Source organism: Fervidibacillus halotolerans (assembly GCF_026547205.1).
Taxonomy (GTDB): Bacteria; Bacillota; Bacilli; order Bacillales; family Caldibacillaceae; genus Fervidibacillus; species Fervidibacillus halotolerans.
In genome coordinates this window covers 2,025,015-2,047,440 of the sequence record NZ_CP106877.1, presented here as the reverse complement: position 1 = coordinate 2,047,440, position 22,426 = coordinate 2,025,015, and the positions used below count along the sequence as shown (strand labels likewise).

Below are 22,426 nucleotides of genomic sequence, written 5' to 3'. Positions count from 1 at the left end.
AACGGAAGAAAAAGATTGAAAACTTAGAAGGTGAAGAAACGTGGCAATTCATGTCGTATTATATCAACCAGAAATTCCAGCCAATACGGGAAACATTGCAAGAACTTGTGCTGCAACGGATACAACGTTACATTTAATTCGTCCTTTAGGATTTTCCACCGATGACAAAATGTTAAAACGAGCCGGATTAGATTATTGGCCTTATGTCAAAGTCGTCTATTACGATTCGTTAGACGAGTTTTTTGAAAAAAATCCTAAGGGAGAATTTTTCTTTATTGAAACGAATGGAAAAGAGTACTATAGTTCTTTTGATTACAGTGACCAACAGAAAGAATACTATTTTATGTTTGGAAAAGAAACGTCAGGGCTGCCAAAGGAATTATTGGAAAAAAATAAAGACCGTTGTCTACGCATTCCAATGAATGACAATGTTCGGTCATTGAATTTATCCAATACAGCCGCAATATTAGTTTATGAGGCTTTACGCCAACAACACTTTCCAAACTTATATTAAAAAGGGTCGAGGGGACAGGAACCTCGACCCGTTTTCGAACAAAATAATGGGTTGAGGGGATAGGATCCTCAACCCTTACTCAGTCAAAATTGATCTGGTTTATCTTCATAACCAGCTGTGAAAATTGCGATGAGGAAAGCAAGTGCTACCCCTAAAATAATCCATGTTCCCATATTTGAACCCCCTTTGTTTTTGACTCTCAAATATCATTATAAACGATTATCGAAAGATTTGGATATATTCGATTTGATCATCACCGATTAAATTTTAAATAAACTCCCTTAGAGATTATTTAATTTAGGTCCATATGTTATTTACCTTTAAGCGACCAAACAATATTAGTAAAAATATGACAGATTCAATTCTCTGTAATCGTTCCAATACAAAATCCTTTTTCAATTCCGTATTTTTGATAAAATTTTTTTGAACTTTTTATTTCCCTTTTCTCAAAAGATACTATCCCAAAAAAGATGATATATAAGAAATATCGATCACCGAAATCGTCAGCATAAATAAAAATAGCAAAAGCTAAAACTATAAAGGTAAGAAGGAGTAATTTGTATGGGTCAACATTGTAGATATAATTTTAAGAATATTATATAACTTGATTATATAGTTACTTAATGAATTAAGAAAGAAATTAAGCAATGAAAAATTGTTAAGATTTCAAAACAAATCTGAACAAAATTAAATGAAATGAATGTTTCATAAATCACCAAAGATTATTCCCCCATGCGTTAAAAGTTCGCATAAGTTCTATCGGTACAATCGTTATTATTGAAATGGAATAATTAGTTGAGTTGTATGTAGGGAAAATAGCTAGAACCAGGATTAAAGAGATTAAAAAACCTAATCATGGGCAGATAGAAATTGATTCAGGGATGGTTATTATGAAAACATTTTTAAAATATTTAACATCTTTCCGGAAGAAGTCCCCCACTTCTAAACGAAGTGAAAGTGGGAGATGAATTTCGGTTAGGCGTAGGTATAAGTTGTCTCTTTTTTGTATTATGATATAATCAGTATTATAAAAATGAAAGGCTGTTTTACCAATGAAATTAGATAATAATAACCATTCAGTGTTCTCGTTGTATTATCATCTTGTTCTGGTTGTAAAATATCGCAGACCAGTGATTGATGATACCATATCTGACTATGCGAAAGATATGTTTGTGAGACTGGGTAAAAATTACAATATTTCCTTAGTCGAATGGAATCACGATATGGACCATGTGCATATTTTGTTCAAAGCACATCCGAATAGCGAACTGTCAAAGTTCATCAATGCCTATAAAAGTGCAAGTTCTCGACTGATCAAAAAGCATTTTCCACAAGTGAAAAGAAAGCTGTGGAAAGAATATTTTTGGTCAAGAAGCTTTTGCCTGCTTACAACGGGTGGTGCACCCATTGAAGGAATAAAAAAATATATAGAAAATCAAGGTATGAAGTGATGGGGTGTCGATATGGTAAACAAAGCCTATCAGTTCCGTCTGTACCCAACAAAAGAACAAGAACAACTGCTCGCCAAAACCTTTGGTTGTGTCCGTTTCGTTTACAACAAAATGCTTGAAGAACGCATACAAATTTATGAAAAGTTCAAAGACGACAAAGAAGCTTTGAAAAAACAAATATTTCCGACCCCTGCCAAGTACAAAAAGGAGTTTCCTTGGCTTAAAGAAGTGGATAGCCTTGCGCTGGCAAACGCCCAATTGAATTTGCAGAAAGCGTTTCAAAATTTCTTTTCCGGTTGTGCTGGATTTCCAAAGTTCAAAAACCGCAAGGCGAAACAGTCGTACACGACAAATGTGGTCAATGGCAACATTAAGCTTTCAGATGGCTATATCAAGTTACCCAAACTGAAATGGGTCAAGTTCAAGCAACATCGGGAGATTCCTGTCCACCATATCATCAAAGCTTGTACGATCACGAAAACAAAAACAGGAAAATACGATATTTCTATTCTTACAGAGTACGAACATCAACCTGTATCAAAAGAAGTGCAAACGGTTGTTGGCTTAGATTTTTCCATGAACACGTTGTATGTCGATAGCGAGGGTAAGAGAGCCAATTATCCTCGATTCTATCGTAAAGCATTGGAAACATTAGCAAAGGAACAGCGCATTCTATCACGCAGAAAGAAAGGTTCCAACCGTTGGCACAAACAGCGTTTGAAAGTTGCAAAGCTACATGAAAAAATTTCGAATCAACGAAAAGACTTTCTGCATAAGGAGTCGCACAAATTAGCGAAACATTATGATTGCGTGGTCATCGAAGACCTCAACATGAAAGGGATGTCACAAGCCCTCCATTTCGGTCAAAGCGTTCATGACAACGGCTGGGGCATGTTCACCTCTTTCCTTCAGTACAAATTGGAAGAACAGGGGAAGAAACTGATCAAAATCGACAAATAGTTTCCCTCATCCAAAACGTGTTCGTGTTGCGGTCAAGTCAGGGAGTTGCTATCGCTTTCTGAGCGTACATTCCGCTGTGAATGTGGATTCAAAAGCGACAGGGACGTCAATGCAGCAATCAATATCAAACATGAGGGCATGAAACGATTAGCGATAGTCTAATTTGTCCTCGAACCGTGGGGCACACGGGGATCGCTCGGGTAATCCCATCATGAGATGGGATTACCCGAGAAGCCTCCACCTCTAAGCGAAGCGTAGGTGGTGGGAGTATGTCACCCATATTAATTATAGGCTCATATCTCTATGGTGTTAATTATTTTTTCCCAGAAAGAAATCTTTTACATTTGATCGTATTAATTACAGCTCTGAGGAGTAAAAATTCTTCGAGATAAATTGAGCTTCTAGCCCCCAAATTTTGATAAATATGCGATAATTTATCTGGATTTATCAAGATTTAAGGGGGATTTGTGAATGTTAACAAGGAAAGAAAAAAGAGAAAGAGAAAAAAACCAAAACTTTTTCTTCGACTTCGTTAAGATTCAAAATCATTTCTTTAAAGACTTGGTAGATCAACTAAAAAAAGTAAAAGATAAAAGGCATCAAAGCTACATTACCTATGGTCCAGAAACAATCCTTTACACCATTCTTCTTAAAAGTGTATTTGGAATCAAATCAATGAGAAGTATGACCGAATTGTTTAATAAGGATGAATGTATCGAAAATATTCGAGTAGTTTTGGGTTTGAAAGAGCTCAACGAGCTCCCGCATTATGATACAATTAATGACTTTTTAGCAAAGTTGGAGCCAAAAGAGCTTGAAACCATAAGGATTTATCTAATCAAAAAACTTTTTGAAAAAAGATGCTTAGAATCCTTCCGGATTCTAAATAAATATTGGCCAATTGTTTTCGATGGGACAGGTATCCATACATTTAAGGAAAAACACTGTGAACATTGTCTGAGAAGGGAATACAAGGATAAGGAAACCGGAGAAACAAAAGTGGCATATATGCACCATGTTCTAGAAGCCAAGCTTGTGGTAGGAGATATGGTTCTTAGCATCGCTACAGAATTTATAGAAAATGAGTCAGAAAATGTTCCAAAGCAGGATTGTGAGTTAAAAGCTTTTATGAGGCTAGTCGATAAATTAAAGAAAACATTTAAACGTCTTCCTATTTGTCTTATCGCAGATAGCCTTTATGCTTGTGAACCAGTATTTGAAATTTGTGATAAACACAATTGGAAATATATTTTCCGGTTCAAAGAAGATCGGATTAAAACGGTTTCTCAAGAATTCAGAGCAATCCAATCTTTAGAAACGAATGGTAAAAGCTCAGAATATTTCTGGGTCAATGATATTGCTTATAACGATCGTTTGGTAAATCTTGTGGAAAAAGTAAAAGTAACTGAGAATGAGAAAAAACAGGAGTTTCTGTTTATTACAAACTTTCGAATAACTGAAAGGAATGCAGAAATACTTGTTCAGGCAGGTCGAAGACGCTGGAAAATAGAAAATGAGGGTTTTAATAACCAGAAAAATGGTTGGTATGAAATTGAACATGTGAATTGTCATAATTACAATGCACTGAAAAATCATTACTTACTTGTTCAAATAGCTGATATCCTTGTTCAACTATATAAATATGGGTCAAAACTTTTGAAGCAGCTGAAAAAGTCAGCAAAAGAAATATCCTCGAAGCTGTTAGAAGCGATCCGAACCCGCATTATAACAGTCGAGGATTTGAAAAAATGTAAAAAAATACAGGTTAGGTTTACATATACCTAACAATTCTATTATAGCAGAAGGGTGTGATGAATAGGGAGTAAAAAGCAAGTTATCCACAACTTTATAGAAAAATCGCATTAATAGGACTAGTTTTTAAAAATTTTAGAAGGAAAGTAACTGGAAAATTTTACCAACTGTGGATAATTTGAAAATCCCTATTTTGACGAAAAACTTTGAAATATACTCTTCATAGCTGTATTAATTATTGGAGGTATGCTATTTTTCTCAATTTACGATATAATTGAGAAATATTTGACCAAAAATCAAGATCAAGAATAACAATTTATTACTATTTATTAGTTTGGAACTAGAAACTCAGCGTTTCGTTCAAAAAAATATATCTTGTACGAACATCTTCTCACTGATTCAAAGTGGAATATGAAAAATATTGAAGGGATTCAACTAAGAAGTTTAAAATAACTTATTTGAATAGAGGGGGATTTCATGAATAAAAGGGTCATTGCTTTTTGGTTGTTTTTTATTGTTTCTCTGTCTTTCTTCTATTTGTTCCTCGATTTGATTCATACTTATCTTTTTCCAATTTGGTTTATTGAGCCATCTGGTGTGCAATTACTTACTATGTTTATTATTATCATGAGTTTCATTATTATTCCTCTCATAACTGCAAAAAAATTAACTCAATTTTTCTTAGGAGAAAAATAGAAACTAACTGGATTTGATCGGATTTGGTTTGAAAATGTCCTTCTCTCTGTATTTTCTCTTATTTTCCTGGTTTATCGTTTATGTTGCTATGAATTACTTAGAATATACACGAAAATTGCAAAATAACTAGACAAGAGAGATAAAAAACCTAATAATGGATGGATAGCGATTTATAATTAAGAGGCGGAGACTGTGAAAACATTTTTAAAATATATAATACTTGTACTTTTTCTTTCGTCCTATTCCTATGTTGTTAACTATTTATTTCCCGAAAAGAATCTTTTATATTTGCTAGTATTAATGATTGGAATTTTTCCATTCTTGCGTCTTTACGATGTACTTGAGAAATTTGAGGAAAAAGATAAAAAATAAGTTATTACTCTTTTGAGCTTTGGAACAAGAAATTCGGAGTTTCGTCCATAAATAATATTTCTTCTTTCAAACTCTTTCCGGTTATTTCGTGACCGTGGCTTCTATGAGATAGAATGTCACTTTTAGAGCTGTTGCGCAAGTCCGGAATGGATGGTGATGCAGATTTTCGTATTGTTTTTCAATTTCATTTTTATCAACGGTCGGATAATAATTTTTGTCCTCGAATTCTAATTCCGTTTTAGCCAATTCTAACATACCCAGTAAGGCGTTTTCGATTGATTCCTCGGCAACAACTGGACTATCGCATATACCAAATTTGCATCTCCCAGCACATTTATAAAAACGATAGATTGTTCTGGATCTCCTTTTTTTAAATGGTCCAGTATAGCTATGTCCACACTTTGCACATTTGGCAACACCGGAAAAGGGATATAAATCTAGGTAAAATATTGATTGAAAATTTATATTAATTCTTGACAATAATGATTTTGGAGGAATGGTGCATGCGCTCAATTAATTTATTATCATTCTACCAAGCATATAAAGGAACAATATTTTTTGAATGGAAATCAAAAAGAAATAAAAAAAGACATTGTTTCTTTGCTGAATCAAAATGAAATTAAATATGTTCTTATCAAAGGTAATCCTGGCACTGGAAAAACCTTATTAACTTATAACATTGCACATGAATACATAAAAGGAAAAAAATGTAGTCATTATTCACAACGGAAAATTGTCTAATGGACATTACAAACTTAAAAACGAATATGGTTGGAAAATTTATTCAATAAAAGATTTTGTGAAGAATTTTATTAATAATGATACAGAAAAAATAAACTCAATCGATTTTATCATTTTTGACGAAGCACAACGAACATATTCTAACCAAATGGAAAAAATATTAAGCGTTTTGCAAGATAAATCTGCTAAATGTATTTTTTCTTATGATCCGAATCAATTTTTGGGGGAATACGAAAATAAAGGAAAAATTGAAAAATGGATAGATTCTATAGGGGACCAATATAAAATATATCATTTAAAAGGTAAGATCCGTACAAATAAAGAATTAAGTGCTTTTGTCCAAAATTTGTTTGATAAAAATAAAATAAATCCCAACATTGAATATAAAAATTTCTATCTTCAATATTTTACAAAAGCTAAGGATGTTAAAATGTTTTGTGATGTACTTAAAAATAACGGGTGGCAGGTACTTAATTATACTTCATCCATATATAACGTTCTCCCTTACGATAGTTATCAATCTGATTACGATTTTAATGCTCATGAGGTAATCGGGCAAGAGTTCGATAATGTTGCGGTTGTCATTAATAATTATTTTTTCTACAAAATTGTAAGATTGATTCAACAAGACCCTCAGGATCACCTCAATATAAACTCGATAAGATGTTATTTCAAAATATAACAAGAGCCAGAGAAAAATTATATGTAATTATTATAAGAAATACATCTTACAACATAAAACTTTTTTACATATTTCTATAACCATTCCAAGAACTCTAACCTATTTCCAAATGGATCCGAAGTATAGAATCTTGAAGCACCTGGTAACTTATCATCGACAATAATTTTAATTTCATTTTCAATTAAATGGGATTTCAATTTTTCAATATTTTTGACCTCAAATGCAGGATGGGCCTTTTTTGCGGGAGTAAATGGGTCTTCTATACCTATATGTATATGAATATCCCCCTTTTTAAACCAAACTCCCCCTCTGGATTTTAGTGTTTCTGGCTTCTCTTCTTCCTCAAAGTTTAGAATGTCAACAAAAAATTTCCTCGCTTGATCTTCACAACCTTTCGGTCCGGCTAGTTGTACATGATCAATTTTTCTTAAATCAAATGACATTATACTAATCCACTCCTTTATTGGTTTTAACAATTTCAAAATAACATAAGAATTACAAAATATCAATTTTAATTATATATAACAACCCTTAATTACTTGAAGAGTGTTTAAAAATAATTAATAAGATTTAAAGAATTGAGTTTATTTTTCAACATCCCAAGAAAAATTGGGGTTGTCGGGGCTGTCCAGAAAGTCGTATTTTTGACTTCTGAATGCCCCTTTTAATATTACAAAACTTTAATATATCAACATTTCTGTTTTACTAGTATTTGGTGATTTCTTACTTTTCGGACAGTCCCATAATTTTTACAATGGCAGGTGTTGGATAGCGCCCATGTTTTGAGTTTTCGACGATTTCAATCATTAAACTTTGAAAAATGGAATGGATGGCGTGTTTTTTGATTCGTAACTCATGTTATGCCATTCGTTTTTTATGTTTTGTAAGATTTCTTTTATTTCCTCGATATTTGCATCCTCATCCACCTTGTTTAAAAGGGAAAGGAGTTCTTTTTCTTCCTCTTGAAATATTTCAAGACGCTTTTTGTATTGATCTTTCGTTAGATCGCCATCAATATATAAGTCTTTCGTTCGTTCTTTCTTTTCTTTGATTTTCTCCAGTTGTTTTTCAATTTCATTTTTATCAACGGTCGGATAATAATTTTTGTCCTCGAATTCTAATTCCGTTTTAGCCAATTCTAACATACCCAGTAAGGCGTTTTCGATTGATTCCTCAACAACAACTTGACTATCGCATATACCAAATTTGCATCTCCCAGCACATTTATAAAAACGATAGATTGTTCTGGATCTCCTTTTTTTAAATGGTCCAGTATAGCTATGTCCACACTTTGCACATTTGGCAACACCGGAAAAGGGATAGTAGTTATCGGATCGAAACGCCATATAGCTTCGTTCTTTCATTCGTTTTTCTGTTTCCCGGAACAATTCCTCCGATATAATCGGTTCAAACCCTTCTTGATCGATTTCTTTGATAATTTCTGCTCCCGTATAGGCTTTTCTTTTTACAGGAGAACGCCAATTCCATCGATTTTTTCCCGAATAAATCGGATTTCTTAAAATAAAGCGGACGGAAAAATCACTCCATATTGCTCCTTTTTTCGCTTTGACACCGTATTTATTCAATAATTTGGTGATATTTTGTGTTGTTTAAAAAAAGTATCCCAAAAACAAGGTGGGGTACTTTACCCTCCGATTAAATTAACTTTCTTCTCTTTGCTTCTTTCATTCTCCATTTTAAAATTTTATTTTCCACCCATTCGTAACCATACGTTTTAATATGCTGTTCATCCGCAAGTCTTAAAGCATCTCTTGTATATCCAGCAGACGTAATAAATAAAGCCTTTTGACATCGATGGTTTCGACGAGCACCATTTAACTCGTTAATTTCTCTTACCGTGACATTATTCTTTGAAACATATCGATGTTTTACTTGAACAGCAACTTTAAAACCATCTTTATCCTTGAAAATAATGTCAACACCTTTATCTTTCGTACGTTTTGTTTGTTCCACTTCTTTATAATGCGCCTTGAAATATAAATAACATAATTTTTCAAAATCATCACCGGATAATTTTTTCAAATCGCAAGTAAGGAGATTGTCAATACTTTTACGATCATTACAATTTCCCGTAACGGTTTGTTTTTTCGCTGTAGACGGTTTCTTTTTATTTGTAGTAGATTTTCTATTTGTTTTTTTATTCGTCTTTTTTGTAGGAACAAAACTAAGGATCATTGAAGGAAGCGTTCCGGCGATGATCAATAATACGAAAAACATCCACCATAAATCATGAAAATATGTTTTCCAGATATAAAAACTAAAAATGATAAAAGTGAAAGTGAGTACTTGTTCTAGTAGTTTTTTCACATCTTTCGTCACTTTTTTTCACCATGCTTTGCCTTCATAAATATAATCAGATATGAAATATAAAGTTTAGTGATGAAAAATTCCGATATTATGTTACAGCTTTAGGGAAGTAAATATTAATCTTAAACAAATAGAAATTAAGGATTTATTATTAAGTAATCAAAAAATAAACCTGACTTCAAGTATATTCGTTCTAATGTATATGAGAGTTGGAAGAGTAGCTCTTTTTCATAAATACTACTCTTCCACTTATCATCTTTATTTTTAAGGGACGATTACATGAAAGTTCAGTTTACAAAGGGATAAGCGAATAAAACATCTCCATGGAACTTCCCTACCTTTAATTTCCACTATTTTACATTTTTTAAAAAGGTGTAGAAATGATGTGGACAGTGATGTATTGCAAATGGATTGAAACCTTCACTTTAACGATGGATTTTCTTTTTCGCTATTTTCATGGCTGATTTAAACATTTTTTTTATGGAAATTCATATATTTATACGTATAGATTGTTTATGAATAAAACGGAGTCATTCATGTGGAGGAAGTGAACATTTTAAAAAGGGGGATTCCGTTCAATGGGGATTTTGGATAAAATTGCGAAGTATCGGGAAGAAGAGGAAAAACTGAAGTGGGTTGGTACATTCGCCGAGTATTTGGAAATTGTGAAGGAGAAGCCTTGGGTAGCCCAGTCTGCCCATTCCCGTATATATAATATGATTAAAAATGCGGGTGTAGAGCAGACTGAAAACGGTAAAGTGTACCGCTTTTTTAGCCACGAGTTGTTCGGATTGGAAGACGCATTGGAGCGGTTGGTGGAAGAATATTTTCATCCGGCTGCGAAACGACTCGATGTTCGCAAGCGAATTTTATTGTTGATGGGCCCTGTTAGTGGAGGAAAATCCACGTTAGTAACCCTTTTAAAACGAGGTTTGGAAGCCTACTCCCGAACCGATCGGGGAGCAGTCTATGCCATCAAGGACTGCCCCATGCATGAAGACCCTCTACACCTCATTCCAAACCATCTGCGTGACGATTTTTATAAGGAATATGGCATTCGAATTGAAGGGAATTTGTCCCCACTAAATATGATGCGGTTAGAGGAGGAATATGGTGGCCGGATTGAGGACGTTTTAGTGGAACGGATCTTTTTCTCGGAAGATCGGAGGGTCGGTATTGGTACGTTTAGCCCTTCGGATCCAAAGTCCCAAGATATCGCAGATTTAACAGGAAGTATCGATTTTTCCACCATTGCCGAATACGGGTCGGAATCGGATCCTCGGGCGTACCGGTTTGATGGAGAATTAAACAAAGCGAATCGGGGCATGATGGAGTTTCAAGAAATGTTAAAAAGTGATGAAAAGTTTTTATGGCATCTTTTATCCCTTACCCAAGAAGGAAATTTCAAGGCTGGTCGGTTCGCGTTAATCTCTGCTGATGAATTAATTATAGCCCATACGAATGAAGCAGAATATCGTTCGTTCATCTCCAACAAGAAAAACGAAGCCCTTCATTCGAGAATTATCGTCATGCCGATTCCGTATAATTTGAAAGTCTCGGAAGAAGAAAGAATTTATGAAAAAATGATTCGTCAAAGTGATGTTAGCCATGTGCATATCGCTCCCCATACGTTACGGGTGGCTGCGATGTTTACGATTTTAACGAGACTGAAGGAACCGAAACGGGCGGATATCGATTTAATTAAAAAAATGCGTCTGTACGATGGGGAAAGTGTGGAGGGGTTTAGCTCCATCGACGTGGAAGAATTAAAAAAGGAACATCCAGACGAAGGAATGAGTGGCATTGATCCGAGATATGTCATTAATCGCATTTCATCGACGATAATACGAAAAGAAACAAATTCAATCAATGCCCTCGATGTTCTTCGCTCCTTAAAGGACGGTTTAGATCAACATCCGTCCATTACGGAAGAATTAAAGGAAAAATATTTAAATTACATTTCCCTCGCTCGAAAGGAATACGACGAAATTGCGAAAAAGGAAGTGCAAAAGGCTTTTGTTTACTCGTATGAGGAATCTGCGAAAACGTTGATGGACAATTACCTAGACAATGTGGAAGCCTACTGTAATAAGACGAAATTACGGGATCCGTTAACCGGGGAAGAAATTAATCCGGATGAAAAATTAATGCGTTCCATTGAAGAACAAATCGGTATTTCTGAAAATGCGAAAAAGGCTTTCCGGGAAGAAATTTTAATTCGCATCTCCGCATTTGCAAGGAAAGGGAAACGATTCGATTACAATTCCCACGATCGGCTCAGGGAAGCCATCCAGAAAAAACTGTTTGCTGATCTAAAAGATGTCGTAAAAATTACAACGTCCACAAAAACACCAGATGAACAACAATTGAAAAAAATCAATGAAGTTGTCGCTCGCCTAATCGATGAATACGGATACAATTCCACATCCGCAAATGAACTGTTACGCTATGTAGGTAGCTTACTGAATCGGTAATAAAAAAGAGTCGAAACCGGGTTACTAGAAAAACTCGGTCGGCTCTTTTTTTGATTACAAAAAGCTATTTTATTCAAGTAACAACAAAAAATGTATGAATCAAACTGTACAGGAAAAGATTTATCTTGAAGATTTCACTTCAAAAAAGATTAAAAGAACCATTGGTTAAAAGAAACAAAAAGAAATTTTCTAAAGAAGTCGCGTGTGAAATGGAAAAATTGGATTTTGATAATTATTTGAAAAATCTAATTGTCAATGCACAAGTGAAAAGGTAATCAAACTGTAATAGCATTCGAATAAAAAAATAATCCAATTCGTAAACCCATTTATCTTAGTACTTATCAGTCGTTATGCGAAATATCTACCAAAAGATATTGCCAGATTGAATCCCATTATCAGGAAATATTCATCCGGTTGTATAGAATTTGTAAAGGTGCATCTACTATAATGGTCTTTCGGGAATGGGATGCAACAAAGAAAATCGTTAGGTACGTCTCATGAACCTAATTCTCTCCATAATTTTTCTATTGTCAATATTTCTTCAAAAAATTCAACAACCGTTGAAACATGTTGAAATAGAAAAGACCACCTCAAGATTTTTCCCCAAATGCAGATCACAAATTTTTCAACTTACGTATGCGAGAGAAAATGAATTCCCTTAGATGTCGGAATGGAGAGGGGTTGAAGAAAAATTAAAGGGTAAATGCAATGATGGAATATGTGTGGAACCAAAAATGATTGATAGAAGGAGATAGATCAATGAGAAAAAAAACCGGGTACATTACCCTATTAATTCTTTTTTTCTTTCAAACGAGTTTTAGTGCTTTTTTCAATCCGTTATCCATTCATGCCGAAGAACTGGGTTCTGATTCTGTTAAGCAGACAGAGGGTACCACTGGGGCGGAAATTACAGAAAATATTATGACGAACGTGATAATGAAGGATAAAAATGGAGACATAATCGATATTAACCAAAATCCAGATAATCATCCAAGCCTAGGTTCAGCAGTAGAAATCGAATATGCCTATCAGCTTGAAAATAACCATAGCTATCACGCGGGTTCAACGTTCACCTTTCAACTTCCGGAAATATTTAAAGTATATAACGATGTTGAAGACGAAAAATTAACCTTTGGTCCAATCGATATTGGAACATTTACAGTCAAAACAGACGGGACGGTCACAATGACGTTTAATGAAGAGATCGAAAAACGTTCAAATATTAAAGGTAATCTTAAATTATGGACAGAATTTACGACCGATTGGAAAGGGTCTGTTCAACAAGACATTGTATTTTCATTTACAGATGACCACTTCATTACTATCCCTGTACAGTTTCAGCCAAAACCAGGATCTGAAATTGACAAAACTGGGACTCCGGATAAGACATATAACGCAACGACCATCAATTGGACAGTGGATTTTAACAAACAATTGAAAACAATAAAAAACGCTGTACTTCGAGATCCGATTCAAGACGGTCAACAATTACAAGCGGATTCCATTCATGTATATAAACTCGATGTTCAGTTGGACGGCAGTGTGGAACAAGGTGATTTGGTTGATCCGAGCGAATATGTCATTGAAAAAACCGATACTGGAGAAGATTTTCAACTTCGATTTACATCCGAAGAGATTGATTCAGCTTATCGAGTCACCTTTACGACGGATATTACCGATGAAGATGGAAAAAGTTATCTTAATGAAGCGACGTTGATTGGTGACGATATGGAACAATCTGCCGGTGCATCCGTATCGGTCAGTCGTGGCACCCCTTTATCAAAAAAATCGACAAAATATGATTCAAAAACGCAAACGATCACGTGGGAAATTCAATACAACTATAATGAAAAACAGCTTTCTAAAGATCAAGCGAAACTAACAGACTTGTTCAATGATTCCCAAGAACTGATTGACGGAACATTCAAAGTGTACCAAGTCACCATCGATGAAAATGGAGATGCAAAGGATCCCGTTGAATTTCACAATTATACGGTAACACCGACATCGACTACGGAGAAAAATGGATTTGAACTTCAATTTAATGAAGCTATCGATGCTGCTTATAAAATCGTTTATCAAACAAAAACCATTGACCGTGTATTCGGAAATGAAAAAATAACGAATAGCGTAACATCAGAAGAAGGAATCAATGCGAATGGTTCACGGTGGATTTACCAACAAATTTTAACAAAGACGAATGATTCGAAATATCCAAATACGAATTACGAAACAAAAACGACTACATGGAAAATTTCGTTTAATAAAGATGAGTATTCGATGAAAAATGTCATATTATCGGACGAATTTACGAATAAAGGCCTTACATTCCTTCCTGAAACGCTTACGATTAAATCGGCGAGTGGGGAACAATTGGAGGAAGGTACCGACTACACTTTAACTGTAAACGCAGACGGTAATGGGTTTCAAATAACGTTTTTAAAAGAGATTTCAGTTCAATATAATATTGAATACGAAACAACGTTTAATAGTGAAGCACGGGAAAATACGAATCAAGCTTTTAAAAATAAAGTCATGATGAATTGGACGGATGAGTTCGGTGACGCACAACAAAAAGAAGCGACTGCGCAATTTAAACCAGACCAATATACGAAAAATAACGGATATAAAAACGGGTCGTACAATGCGATTACGAAAGAAATTACTTGGGAAGTAGGCATCAATTACAATCTGAAGAACATCGATCAGGCCAAGGTAATTGACTATATTGAAGGGAATCAAACGTTCGTAGAAGGTTCCATTCAAGTTTTTGAAATGAATTTAACGGGTTCGGCTAACGGGGTTGAAAAAGGCGATGAACGAATACGTAATGAAGATTTTACGATTAAAGAAGTAGAAGATGAAGAAGGGAATCCAGGTTTTGAAATTCACTTCAAAAATCCAATTGATACAGCCTACTTAATTACGTACAAAACAAGTCTCCAAGACCAATTGATTCAAAAGGAATATTCGAACACAGCCTTACTTTTCGATGGAAGTGAGCCTTTAACAAGCCTGAATGCTACCGTTTCGGTATCCCACGGTGGAGAATATACGGATAAAACGGGTACGCAAAACGGTAAAGTCATCGATTGGACAGTCGATATCAATTTTGGGCAATCAAAGGTTTCCAATGCGATATTGTATGATGAACCGAGTACAAATCAAATTTTGCTGGAAAATTCCTTTCATCTGTACGGAACAAACATATCTGAAAATGGCAACGTGACAAAGGACGATGAAAATGAATTACAACGTGGCAAAGATTACACCCTTGATATAAATACAGATGAAGAAGGAAAACAAACTTTTGAATTAAAGTTCTTAAATGACATTGATGCGGCTTATATATTAGAATACCAGTCCTATATTAACGCACAAGATGGCGATGAGGTAACGAACAAAACGGTCTTTGAGGGGGAACAGATTACGACTGAAAAAACGGAATCGAATGAAAAAATCATCGTAAAACTTACCGGCGGTTCAGGTACTGGAAGCGGTGAGACGGGAAATCTAGAAGTGACAAAAGTAGATGCCACCACAAAGGATGTACTAAAGGGGGCAACATTTACCCTTTATGATAAGGATGGGGAAATTGCCATTCGAACTTTAACGACCGGTGAAGATGGGAAAGTCATATTCAAGAATTTGTTATATAACGACTATTTATTAAAAGAGGAAAGCGCACCCGAAAGTTATGTTGTTGGTATCCAAGACAGTCAAACCGTCACGATTGATTCACAGAATGAAGAGATTACAGTAGAAAATGAAAAAATCGTTCAAGCTGTACAATTAATGAAAATAGACGGGGAAACGAACGAAACGTTGGCAGATGCCGTATTTGAATTGCAACGGAAGGTCGGAAATCAATACGAAAAAGTAGCCGAACTTACAACCGATGAAAATGGGATTATTTATCAAGATGAGTTAGAAGCAGGAGATTATCAATTTATTGAAATAGAGGCACCAAATGGATATTCTATTAACTCAGAACCGATTCCGTTTACAATTATTCAAAATCAAACGGAAGTAACAAAAATTACAGCTGATAATCAAATCATCCTCGGTTCTGTTGAATTAACAAAAGTAGATCAAGACGACCCGAATATCGTATTATCAGACGCTGAATATATGTTGCAAGATGAAAATGGTACAGTGCTAGAGGAAGGATTAACAACAAATGAAGAAGGGAAAATCGTCGTTAACGATTTGCGACCAGGTAAATATCAGTTTGTTGAAACGAAGGCACCGGAATATTACGAACTGGATGTAACACCAATCAAATTCGAGATTGTTAGAGGACAGAAAGAACCGCTTCAAGTTACAGCTTATAATGCAATTCAACTTGGTTCTGTCCAATTGACAAAAGTAGATCAGGATAATCATTCGCTCCTTCTATCCGATGTAGAATATCAATTACAAACAACAGAAGGTATCGTCCTTCAAACGGGATTGACTACGGATATGGACGGAAAATTGATTGTCGATCGTTTGCGACCAGGACAATATCAATTTGTGGAAACAAAGGCATCTTTTGGATATGATCTGGATCCGACGCCAATCGAATTTACAATAGAAAAAGGTCAAACGAACCCCGTTTTGGTAACGGCATTTAATGAATTATCAACTGGTTCAGTCCAATTAATAAAAGTAGATCAAGATGATCAATCTGTCGTATTGGAAGGTGCAGTATTCGAATTGCAATCAACGAATGGACAGAAAGTGCAAGGAGAATTCAAGACAGATCAAGATGGGAAAATTGTCGTTCACCAATTAAAACCAGGAACTTATCAATTCGTTGAAACAAAAGCACCGGACGGTTATGAATTAAATCAAACGCCGATCAAATTTACTATTGAATTAGGTCAAGAAACCATTGAAATCCAAGTGACAAATGGGAAAATACAAGATAAAGATGGAGAAAAGCCTCCTACTGATTCAAATGAAACGAATGGGCCGGTAAAACACTCAGAAGAAACAAGTCTTCCCGATACGGCTACAAACTTTTTCAATGGTCTAGCAATTGGCTTGATTTTCCTACTCGTTGGTTTGATCCTTTTGAACATTAGAAGAAGACAAAAAGAATAAACAATCTGATCCCGGAATAAATTTCGGCATAACTTACCATTTTAGGGAACCACCAAATCGATTTTTACGCAATGAGATTTTATGGGGTTCCCTAATTTATTTATAGGTAAAAATATTCATACATACTGAAAATAGAGATTTCAATTGAAAAAGAAAGAGGTTACGTTTTAATCGATTTAAATTAAATGTGTTTGTTTAAAAAATCAGTAGAAATTTCTAATTTTTTCGATATTTTCCTTGAATATAAACAAAGTGATTTATGGTATAATGTGCCCATATGCAAATTTATTCGTATATACGAAAATCTTTAAGCAATTAGACTACAGATTGCATCAAATAAAAAAAGTTGTATAGATAACGCTTATTCTCGATCGAATAGTTTATACCTATTCTTTGCTTAAAGCGGCTTTTTCCACCGATAAAGTTCATTGCTATCGTATTAAGTATGGATTCAAAAATAATTTCTTTGGAAATGGGAAAAGGGTGATTTAGCAATCAAGTTAAGTTCTTAAGGGGGATTAGGTTGAGAGTTATTTTAGTGGATGATGAAGTTTTAGCTTTACATCATATGGAAAAGTTGTTGGAAAGTATCGGAAACATTGCTATTGTTGGGAAATTTAGCCATCCACTCGATGGGTTAAATGCGTCGATTCAAGAACGACCAGATGTTGTTTTTATTGACATCAATATGCCCGAACTAAATGGAATTGCATTTGCTGAACGGCTTCAACGAGTTTACCCTGATGTGATTATCGTTTTTGTCACTGCTTATGATGAATATGCAGTAAAAGCCTTCGATTTGGATGCTGTTGATTACATCGTTAAACCCGTTCAAAGGAAAAGGCTGGAAGAGACGGTACGTCGATTAAGGAAAAGGATTCAAATAGACGATCTTCCATCCGATTCTTCAGGAATGGTCTGTTGTTTTCAATCATTACGTTTTAAAAAATCCTTAACGAGTTCCGATTTTCTTGACGTTCGTTGGCGAACATCGAAGGCTCGGGAATTGTTTGCTTTTTTCATCCAACATAGAGAACGTCCCGTACGAAAGGGTATTTTACTGGAATTATTATGGCCGGAATTTGATGAAAAAAAAGGATATTCCCAACTATACATTACCATTTATCAAATTCGGAAAACATTGGCATCTATCAATATGAATATAACAATTTCCAGTTTTGATAATAGTTATATGCTCGAACTAAATGATGTCAAACTCGATGTGGATTTGTGGGAAAAGGGAATGAGTGAATTGAATTTGGAAACAGATGCTAACGTATCCAATGTGATCAAGACGATGTCTTTATATCAAGGAGATTATTTATCTGAAGATGGATATCATTGGGCGGAACAAGAGCGGGAAAGGCTAAGAATTTTATGGCATCATTATCAAAAACAAATATCGGAATATTATATTTCGAAAAAAAATTATACGGATGCCATTTTATTACATCAGAGTGAACAAATGCTCCATCCATATAGGGAACAAAGCTATATTATGTTAATGAAATTATACGATTTATTAGGGGATGATAACTCTGTAGAAAAACAATACAATTTTTTACGAAAAATGCTTGAAGATGAATACGATGAAAAGCCAAATCATTCGATTGAAAAGTGGTATCGAAATTGGAAGTTAAAAAAGAAATAGATACCGTTAATCTATTCCATAAACGTCTTGATGCCTTTCATTTGCCTTACTCGTGGGATGTTGATTTTTTAGATGATAAAATGAATTGCTTATGAATGCAATCCTATACGTAAGCGATTGTAAAGGGGGATTAACTGAGCGGAATCTACCCGCTAAATATTTATGAAAAATAGAAATATTATATTGATTATTGCTCTGTTCATCTGTAGCTTATCGAGTCTACGAATACAATGGGTAGAACTTTTTTCAAATCAAAAGCAGCTACCGATTGAAAAGGGACAGTTAGATTTACGTCATTGGGATGATCTTGGAGGAAAGGTCGTTTTATTAGATGGGGAATGGGAGATTTATCCGAATCGATTATTGATGGATGATAGACCAGTATCAGAAGAAATCCATTCATATGTTCAAGTACCTGGAAAATGGAATGATTTACTTGAATCCCCTTTCGGATATGCTTCTTACCGCTTACGTATTTACGTTGATTCGAAAATAGATCGAAATTATAGTATGTATATCCCTAGTGTACGAAGTTCGTCTGAAGTATATGTTAATGGACGTTTATTGGCAAAATCAGGACAAGTTGGAAAAAATAAAAATGAATATGTTGCGAAAAACTTACCCTATTCCACAACGTTTACGGCTGATTCAAATGGGGTTATTGACATTGTGATTCAAGTAGCCAATTTTGAAGATATTCGGGATAGCGGAATTGCTCGGTCAATCAAATTCGGTTTTGAGGAAGCAATTGCTAAAGAAACGAAATGGTCCTTTTCTATGCAGCTGTTGACTACAGTTATGTTCCTCATTCATGCCATTTATGCACTTATTTTGTATTTTTTAGGCAACCGGGATAAGAGGTTGTTATATTTTTCCCTTCTTATGTTTTGTGCCTCACTGGGAAACTCCCTCAGCAGTGATGAAAAACTATTTCACCAGTTTTTTCATATTGGATATGAATGGGATTTTCGATTGGCAAATGCTACAGCCTTAATCGGAAGTTATGCATTGTTGGAAAGTACAGAGCATAGACAACTTCCGTTTTGGCGGAAAATTTCCTTGATTTTTTTGATCGTTAATTTAAGCACCGCATTTATCATCATCTTTTTATCACCAACCCAGATTATGCTCATTTTTCCTATCATCTATTTATTCGTTTTGATTTCTGTGGCAATATCGGGAACGGTTTTATTAAACAAATTTCGTAAAGATGTAAATAAATATCTTTTCCTAATTTTATCTGGACTTGCATTCATTCACCATTTAGTTTGGACATTAATATGGCGAGAAAATGGAGTTAGTGTTGTTCATTATCCATTTGACCTATTATTAACGATCGGTTTTTTAGTGTCCATATGGTTTAAAAATTACTTTGAAATCCATGCGAATACGAAGGATCTTGCTGCTACGTTACATCGGATGAACCGTCAAAAGGATCAATTTTTAGCAAATACATCTCACGAATTTAAAAATCCTTTACACGGGATTTTAAATATGACCCAATCGGTAATAAATCGAGACAGGGACTTACTCCATGAAAGAAGCATAAAAGAATTGGAAACAATTTTATCCGTTGGAAACCGGATGAATTATTTATTAAATGATTTACTCGATTTAATGAGCTTGCAAGAAGGGAAACCTCGTCTCCAAAAAAAGGTAATTACCATACAACCAATCGCAAATGGAGTAATCGACATGTTACAGTTAATGGTAGATGTGAAACATGTAAAAATTATCAATCAAATACCAAAGGACTTTTCCCCCGTTCTTGCAGATGAAAATAGAATAATACAAATTTTTTTCAACCTGCTTCATAATGCGGTGAAATATACAAATGAAGGTGAAGTTATTATTCGAGCAAAGGAAAAAAATAATCGGGCATACATTACCGTCTCTGATACCGGAATTGGAATCGATGATGAGATGCTGAAACGCGTTTTTCTTCCTTATGAGCAGGCAAATAGGAATCAAACGATGGTAGAAGGAGGATTTGGATTAGGTTTAAATATAACAAAGCAGTTGGTTGAACTTCATGGAGGAAAATTAGAAGTACATTCGGAAATCGGAAAAGGTTCGGACTTTACATTTTCTGTAGAACTTGCAAACCAGAAGGCGAAGGAACGGCTTGAAAATCTTCCTGCCATTGGGTCAATTGGACAATCAGTGCCAACAGCTCAAAAGAAAAAATCAGAAGTAAACGAATCTCTTCGGGAAAAATCGTCAAATATGAAGGTGGATTCCCATCGTCCAGTTATATTAGTGGTAGAGGATGATCCAGTGAATCTTCAAGTATTTGAAGCAATTCTTCCTCAGAAGGAATATGATGTGACAATGGTAACAAGTGGAAGTGAGGCTTTGACCATATTAGATGAAAAAGATTGGGACTTGGTGATTTCGGATGTGATAAAGATTGGGACTTGGTGATTTCGGATGTGATGATGCCAAATATGTCTGGTTACGAATTGACCCAAATTATTCGTAAAAGATTTACCCTTACCGAACTTCCTATATTACTACTTACCGCGAGGAGTCAACCGAAAAACATTCAAAGTGGATTTTTGGCTGGTGCAAATGATTATGTAACAAAACCGGTCGAACCGTTGGAACTTCGTGCACGAATTGAAACGCTTACGATGGTTAAACGAAATGTTCGACAGCACTTACAGTTGGAATCATCTTGGCTTCATGCACAAATTCAACCCCATTTTATTTTCAATACGTTAAATTCAGTCATTGCATTAAGCGAAATCGACCTGGAAAAAATGCGTGATTTGCTCGGAAATTTTAGTTACTTTTTAAGAAATAAATTTCAATTTAAAAATATGGATGTACTCATTCCAATCGAAGAGGAATTAAATATGGTACGTTCTTACCTATATATTGAACAGGTACGCTTTGGAGATCGATTAAAAGTCCAATGGATGATCGATGAACAATGCAATGATCTAAAAGTCCCTTTCTTATCCATCCAACCATTAGTTGAAAATGCGATTCGCCATGGCCTTATGAAACGGATTAAGGGTGGCAAGCTTATTATTCAGATTATCGGTGACATAAACATGGCAAAAATATCTGTAATGGATGATGGGGTTGGCATGGATGAGGAAAAAATACGCAAAATTTTGATAGAAAATCGATTGGATACGAAATCAGGTGTAGGATTGATCAATACTGATCGAAGATTAAAACAGCATTTTGGCTCGGGTCTTCACATTCAAAGTAAGGTTGGACATGGGACAACTATTTCATTTACTGTTCATCAAATATCTCCGAAAACGAATTAGTGAATAAAGAATATGACATACAATAGGATTGTGGGCGTTCAAAATTAAAGGGCTGAACCTCGAGAAATAAAACGGGGTTCAGTTTTTTTTTAATTGTAAAGTGAAAAATATGGAAAAAATTACACAGGTTTATTTGACCAACAATGAAAAAACTAGATGTTGTAAAAACTATGTAATAAAAAATAAATTAACAAAATAAAAAATATATATTCCCATAAAAAATAATTATTTTATTAAAAAATCAATTATTTAAAAATGCAGCTGCACAAAATCCGGAGTAATAGTGTAAAAAACACGAATTAAAACGATTTAAGTTGTTAAAAAGGACGTAATAATGGTAAAATCATTTTTCCTAAATTATTTAAATAAAGTATAAAAAGTATTTCAAAAAAATGAAAGAAGGTTATAATGGAATTTATAAATCTTCTTTCTT

Annotated in this window: 14 protein-coding genes and 1 pseudogene; 11 read left to right on the top strand and 4 right to left on the bottom strand. The window is 34.6% G+C overall.

Going from position 1 to position 22,426, the window contains the following annotated elements; translation table 11 throughout:
* The first annotated feature begins 40 nt into the window (after positions 1-40).
* The 4 genes and pseudogenes from trmL to OE105_RS09785 all read left to right on the top strand — a co-directional run bounded on the left by trmL (position 41) and on the right by OE105_RS09785 (position 4,710).
* The gene (gene trmL / locus OE105_RS09800) at positions 41-514 is read left to right on the top strand and encodes a tRNA (uridine(34)/cytosine(34)/5-carboxymethylaminomethyluridine(34)-2'-O)-methyltransferase TrmL (RefSeq protein WP_275420000.1); all 474 of its coding nucleotides are present in this window, start codon (positions 41-43) and stop codon (positions 512-514) included.
* Positions 515-1,566: 1,052 nt separating this feature from the next.
* Positions 1,567-1,965, top strand: coding sequence for an IS200/IS605 family transposase (gene tnpA / locus OE105_RS09795; RefSeq protein ID WP_275419999.1), 399 nt, complete (start codon positions 1,567-1,569; stop codon positions 1,963-1,965).
* A 12-nt stretch (positions 1,966-1,977) separates the two neighbouring features.
* Positions 1,978-3,087, top strand: a pseudogene (locus OE105_RS09790) (RNA-guided endonuclease InsQ/TnpB family protein).
* A gap of 309 nt (positions 3,088-3,396) precedes the next feature.
* Positions 3,397-4,710 carry a transposase gene (locus OE105_RS09785; RefSeq protein WP_015865126.1) on the top strand — a complete coding sequence of 438 codons (1,314 nt, stop codon included), beginning with the start codon at positions 3,397-3,399 and terminating at the stop codon, positions 4,708-4,710.
* A gap of 1,116 nt (positions 4,711-5,826) precedes the next feature.
* Here the strand turns inward: OE105_RS09785 and OE105_RS13955 are convergent.
* Positions 5,827-6,225: a recombinase zinc ribbon domain-containing protein gene (locus OE105_RS13955; RefSeq protein WP_420842520.1), complete on the bottom strand. Its 399-nt coding sequence runs from the start codon at positions 6,223-6,225 to the stop codon at positions 5,827-5,829.
* Between the two features lie 78 nt (positions 6,226-6,303).
* Here OE105_RS13955 and OE105_RS13950 point away from each other — a divergent pair, with 78 nt between their 5' ends.
* A complete protein-coding gene (locus OE105_RS13950; protein ID WP_420842519.1) occupies positions 6,304-6,486 on the top strand; it encodes an nSTAND3 domain-containing NTPase in 183 nt (60 codons plus the stop codon).
* Positions 6,479-7,168: a DNA/RNA helicase domain-containing protein gene (locus tag OE105_RS09780; RefSeq protein WP_275419998.1), complete on the top strand. Its 690-nt coding sequence runs from the start codon at positions 6,479-6,481 to the stop codon at positions 7,166-7,168. The genes OE105_RS13950 and OE105_RS09780 overlap by 8 nt, the downstream gene beginning before the upstream one ends.
* A gap of 74 nt (positions 7,169-7,242) precedes the next feature.
* Here OE105_RS09780 and OE105_RS09775 read toward each other — a convergent pair whose 3' ends face one another.
* The 3 genes from OE105_RS09775 to OE105_RS09765 form a co-directional block, all read right to left on the bottom strand.
* Entirely contained in the window at positions 7,243-7,611 is a 369-nt protein-coding gene (locus OE105_RS09775) for a VOC family protein (protein ID WP_275419997.1), read from the bottom strand.
* A 363-nt stretch (positions 7,612-7,974) separates the two neighbouring features.
* Positions 7,975-8,754 (bottom strand): recombinase family protein, encoded by a 780-nt coding sequence (locus OE105_RS09770; RefSeq protein WP_275419996.1) that lies wholly within the window; start codon positions 8,752-8,754, stop codon positions 7,975-7,977.
* Positions 8,755-8,824: 70 nt separating this feature from the next.
* On the bottom strand, positions 8,825-9,508 hold the full coding sequence (locus OE105_RS09765; RefSeq protein ID WP_275419995.1) for a restriction endonuclease: 684 nt from the start codon (positions 9,506-9,508) through the stop codon (positions 8,825-8,827).
* Positions 9,509-10,074: 566 nt separating this feature from the next.
* On the opposite strand from OE105_RS09765, the gene OE105_RS09760 reads away from it, so the two are divergent.
* The 5 genes from OE105_RS09760 (at position 10,075) to OE105_RS13870 (ending at position 21,993) form a co-directional block, all read left to right on the top strand.
* On the top strand, positions 10,075-11,970 hold the full coding sequence (locus OE105_RS09760) for a PrkA family serine protein kinase (protein ID WP_275419994.1): 1,896 nt from the start codon (positions 10,075-10,077) through the stop codon (positions 11,968-11,970).
* Positions 11,971-12,729: 759 nt separating this feature from the next.
* A complete protein-coding gene (locus OE105_RS09755) occupies positions 12,730-17,058 on the top strand; it encodes a SpaA isopeptide-forming pilin-related protein (protein ID WP_275419993.1) in 4,329 nt (1,442 codons plus the stop codon).
* A gap of 523 nt (positions 17,059-17,581) precedes the next feature.
* Entirely contained in the window at positions 17,582-18,709 is a 1,128-nt protein-coding gene (locus OE105_RS09750) for a response regulator (RefSeq protein WP_275419992.1), read from the top strand.
* Positions 18,710-18,871: 162 nt separating this feature from the next.
* The gene (locus OE105_RS09745; RefSeq protein WP_338030904.1) at positions 18,872-21,133 is read left to right on the top strand and encodes a hybrid sensor histidine kinase/response regulator; all 2,262 of its coding nucleotides are present in this window, start codon (positions 18,872-18,874) and stop codon (positions 21,131-21,133) included.
* Positions 21,088-21,993, top strand: a complete 906-nt coding sequence (locus OE105_RS13870) for a histidine kinase (protein ID WP_338030903.1) — start codon at positions 21,088-21,090, stop codon at positions 21,991-21,993. Before OE105_RS09745 ends, OE105_RS13870 begins: the two co-directional genes overlap by 46 nt.
* Positions 21,994-22,426: the final 433 nt, after the last annotated feature.

What these genes read in the sequence shown, in the direction of transcription:
- OE105_RS09775 (WP_275419997.1), bottom strand. Translation starts at nt 7,611, where the DNA reads ATGTCATTTGATTTAAGAAAAATTGATCATGTACAACTAGCCGGACCG.
- OE105_RS09745 (WP_338030904.1), top strand. Translation starts at nt 18,872, where the DNA reads ATGAAAAATAGAAATATTATATTGATTATTGCTCTGTTCATCTGTAGC.
- OE105_RS09760 (WP_275419994.1), top strand. Translation starts at nt 10,075, where the DNA reads ATGGGGATTTTGGATAAAATTGCGAAGTATCGGGAAGAAGAGGAAAAA.
- OE105_RS09785 (WP_015865126.1), top strand. Translation starts at nt 3,397, where the DNA reads ATGTTAACAAGGAAAGAAAAAAGAGAAAGAGAAAAAAACCAAAACTTT.
- tnpA (WP_275419999.1), top strand. Translation starts at nt 1,567, where the DNA reads ATGAAATTAGATAATAATAACCATTCAGTGTTCTCGTTGTATTATCAT.
- OE105_RS09755 (WP_275419993.1), top strand. Translation starts at nt 12,730, where the DNA reads ATGAGAAAAAAAACCGGGTACATTACCCTATTAATTCTTTTTTTCTTT.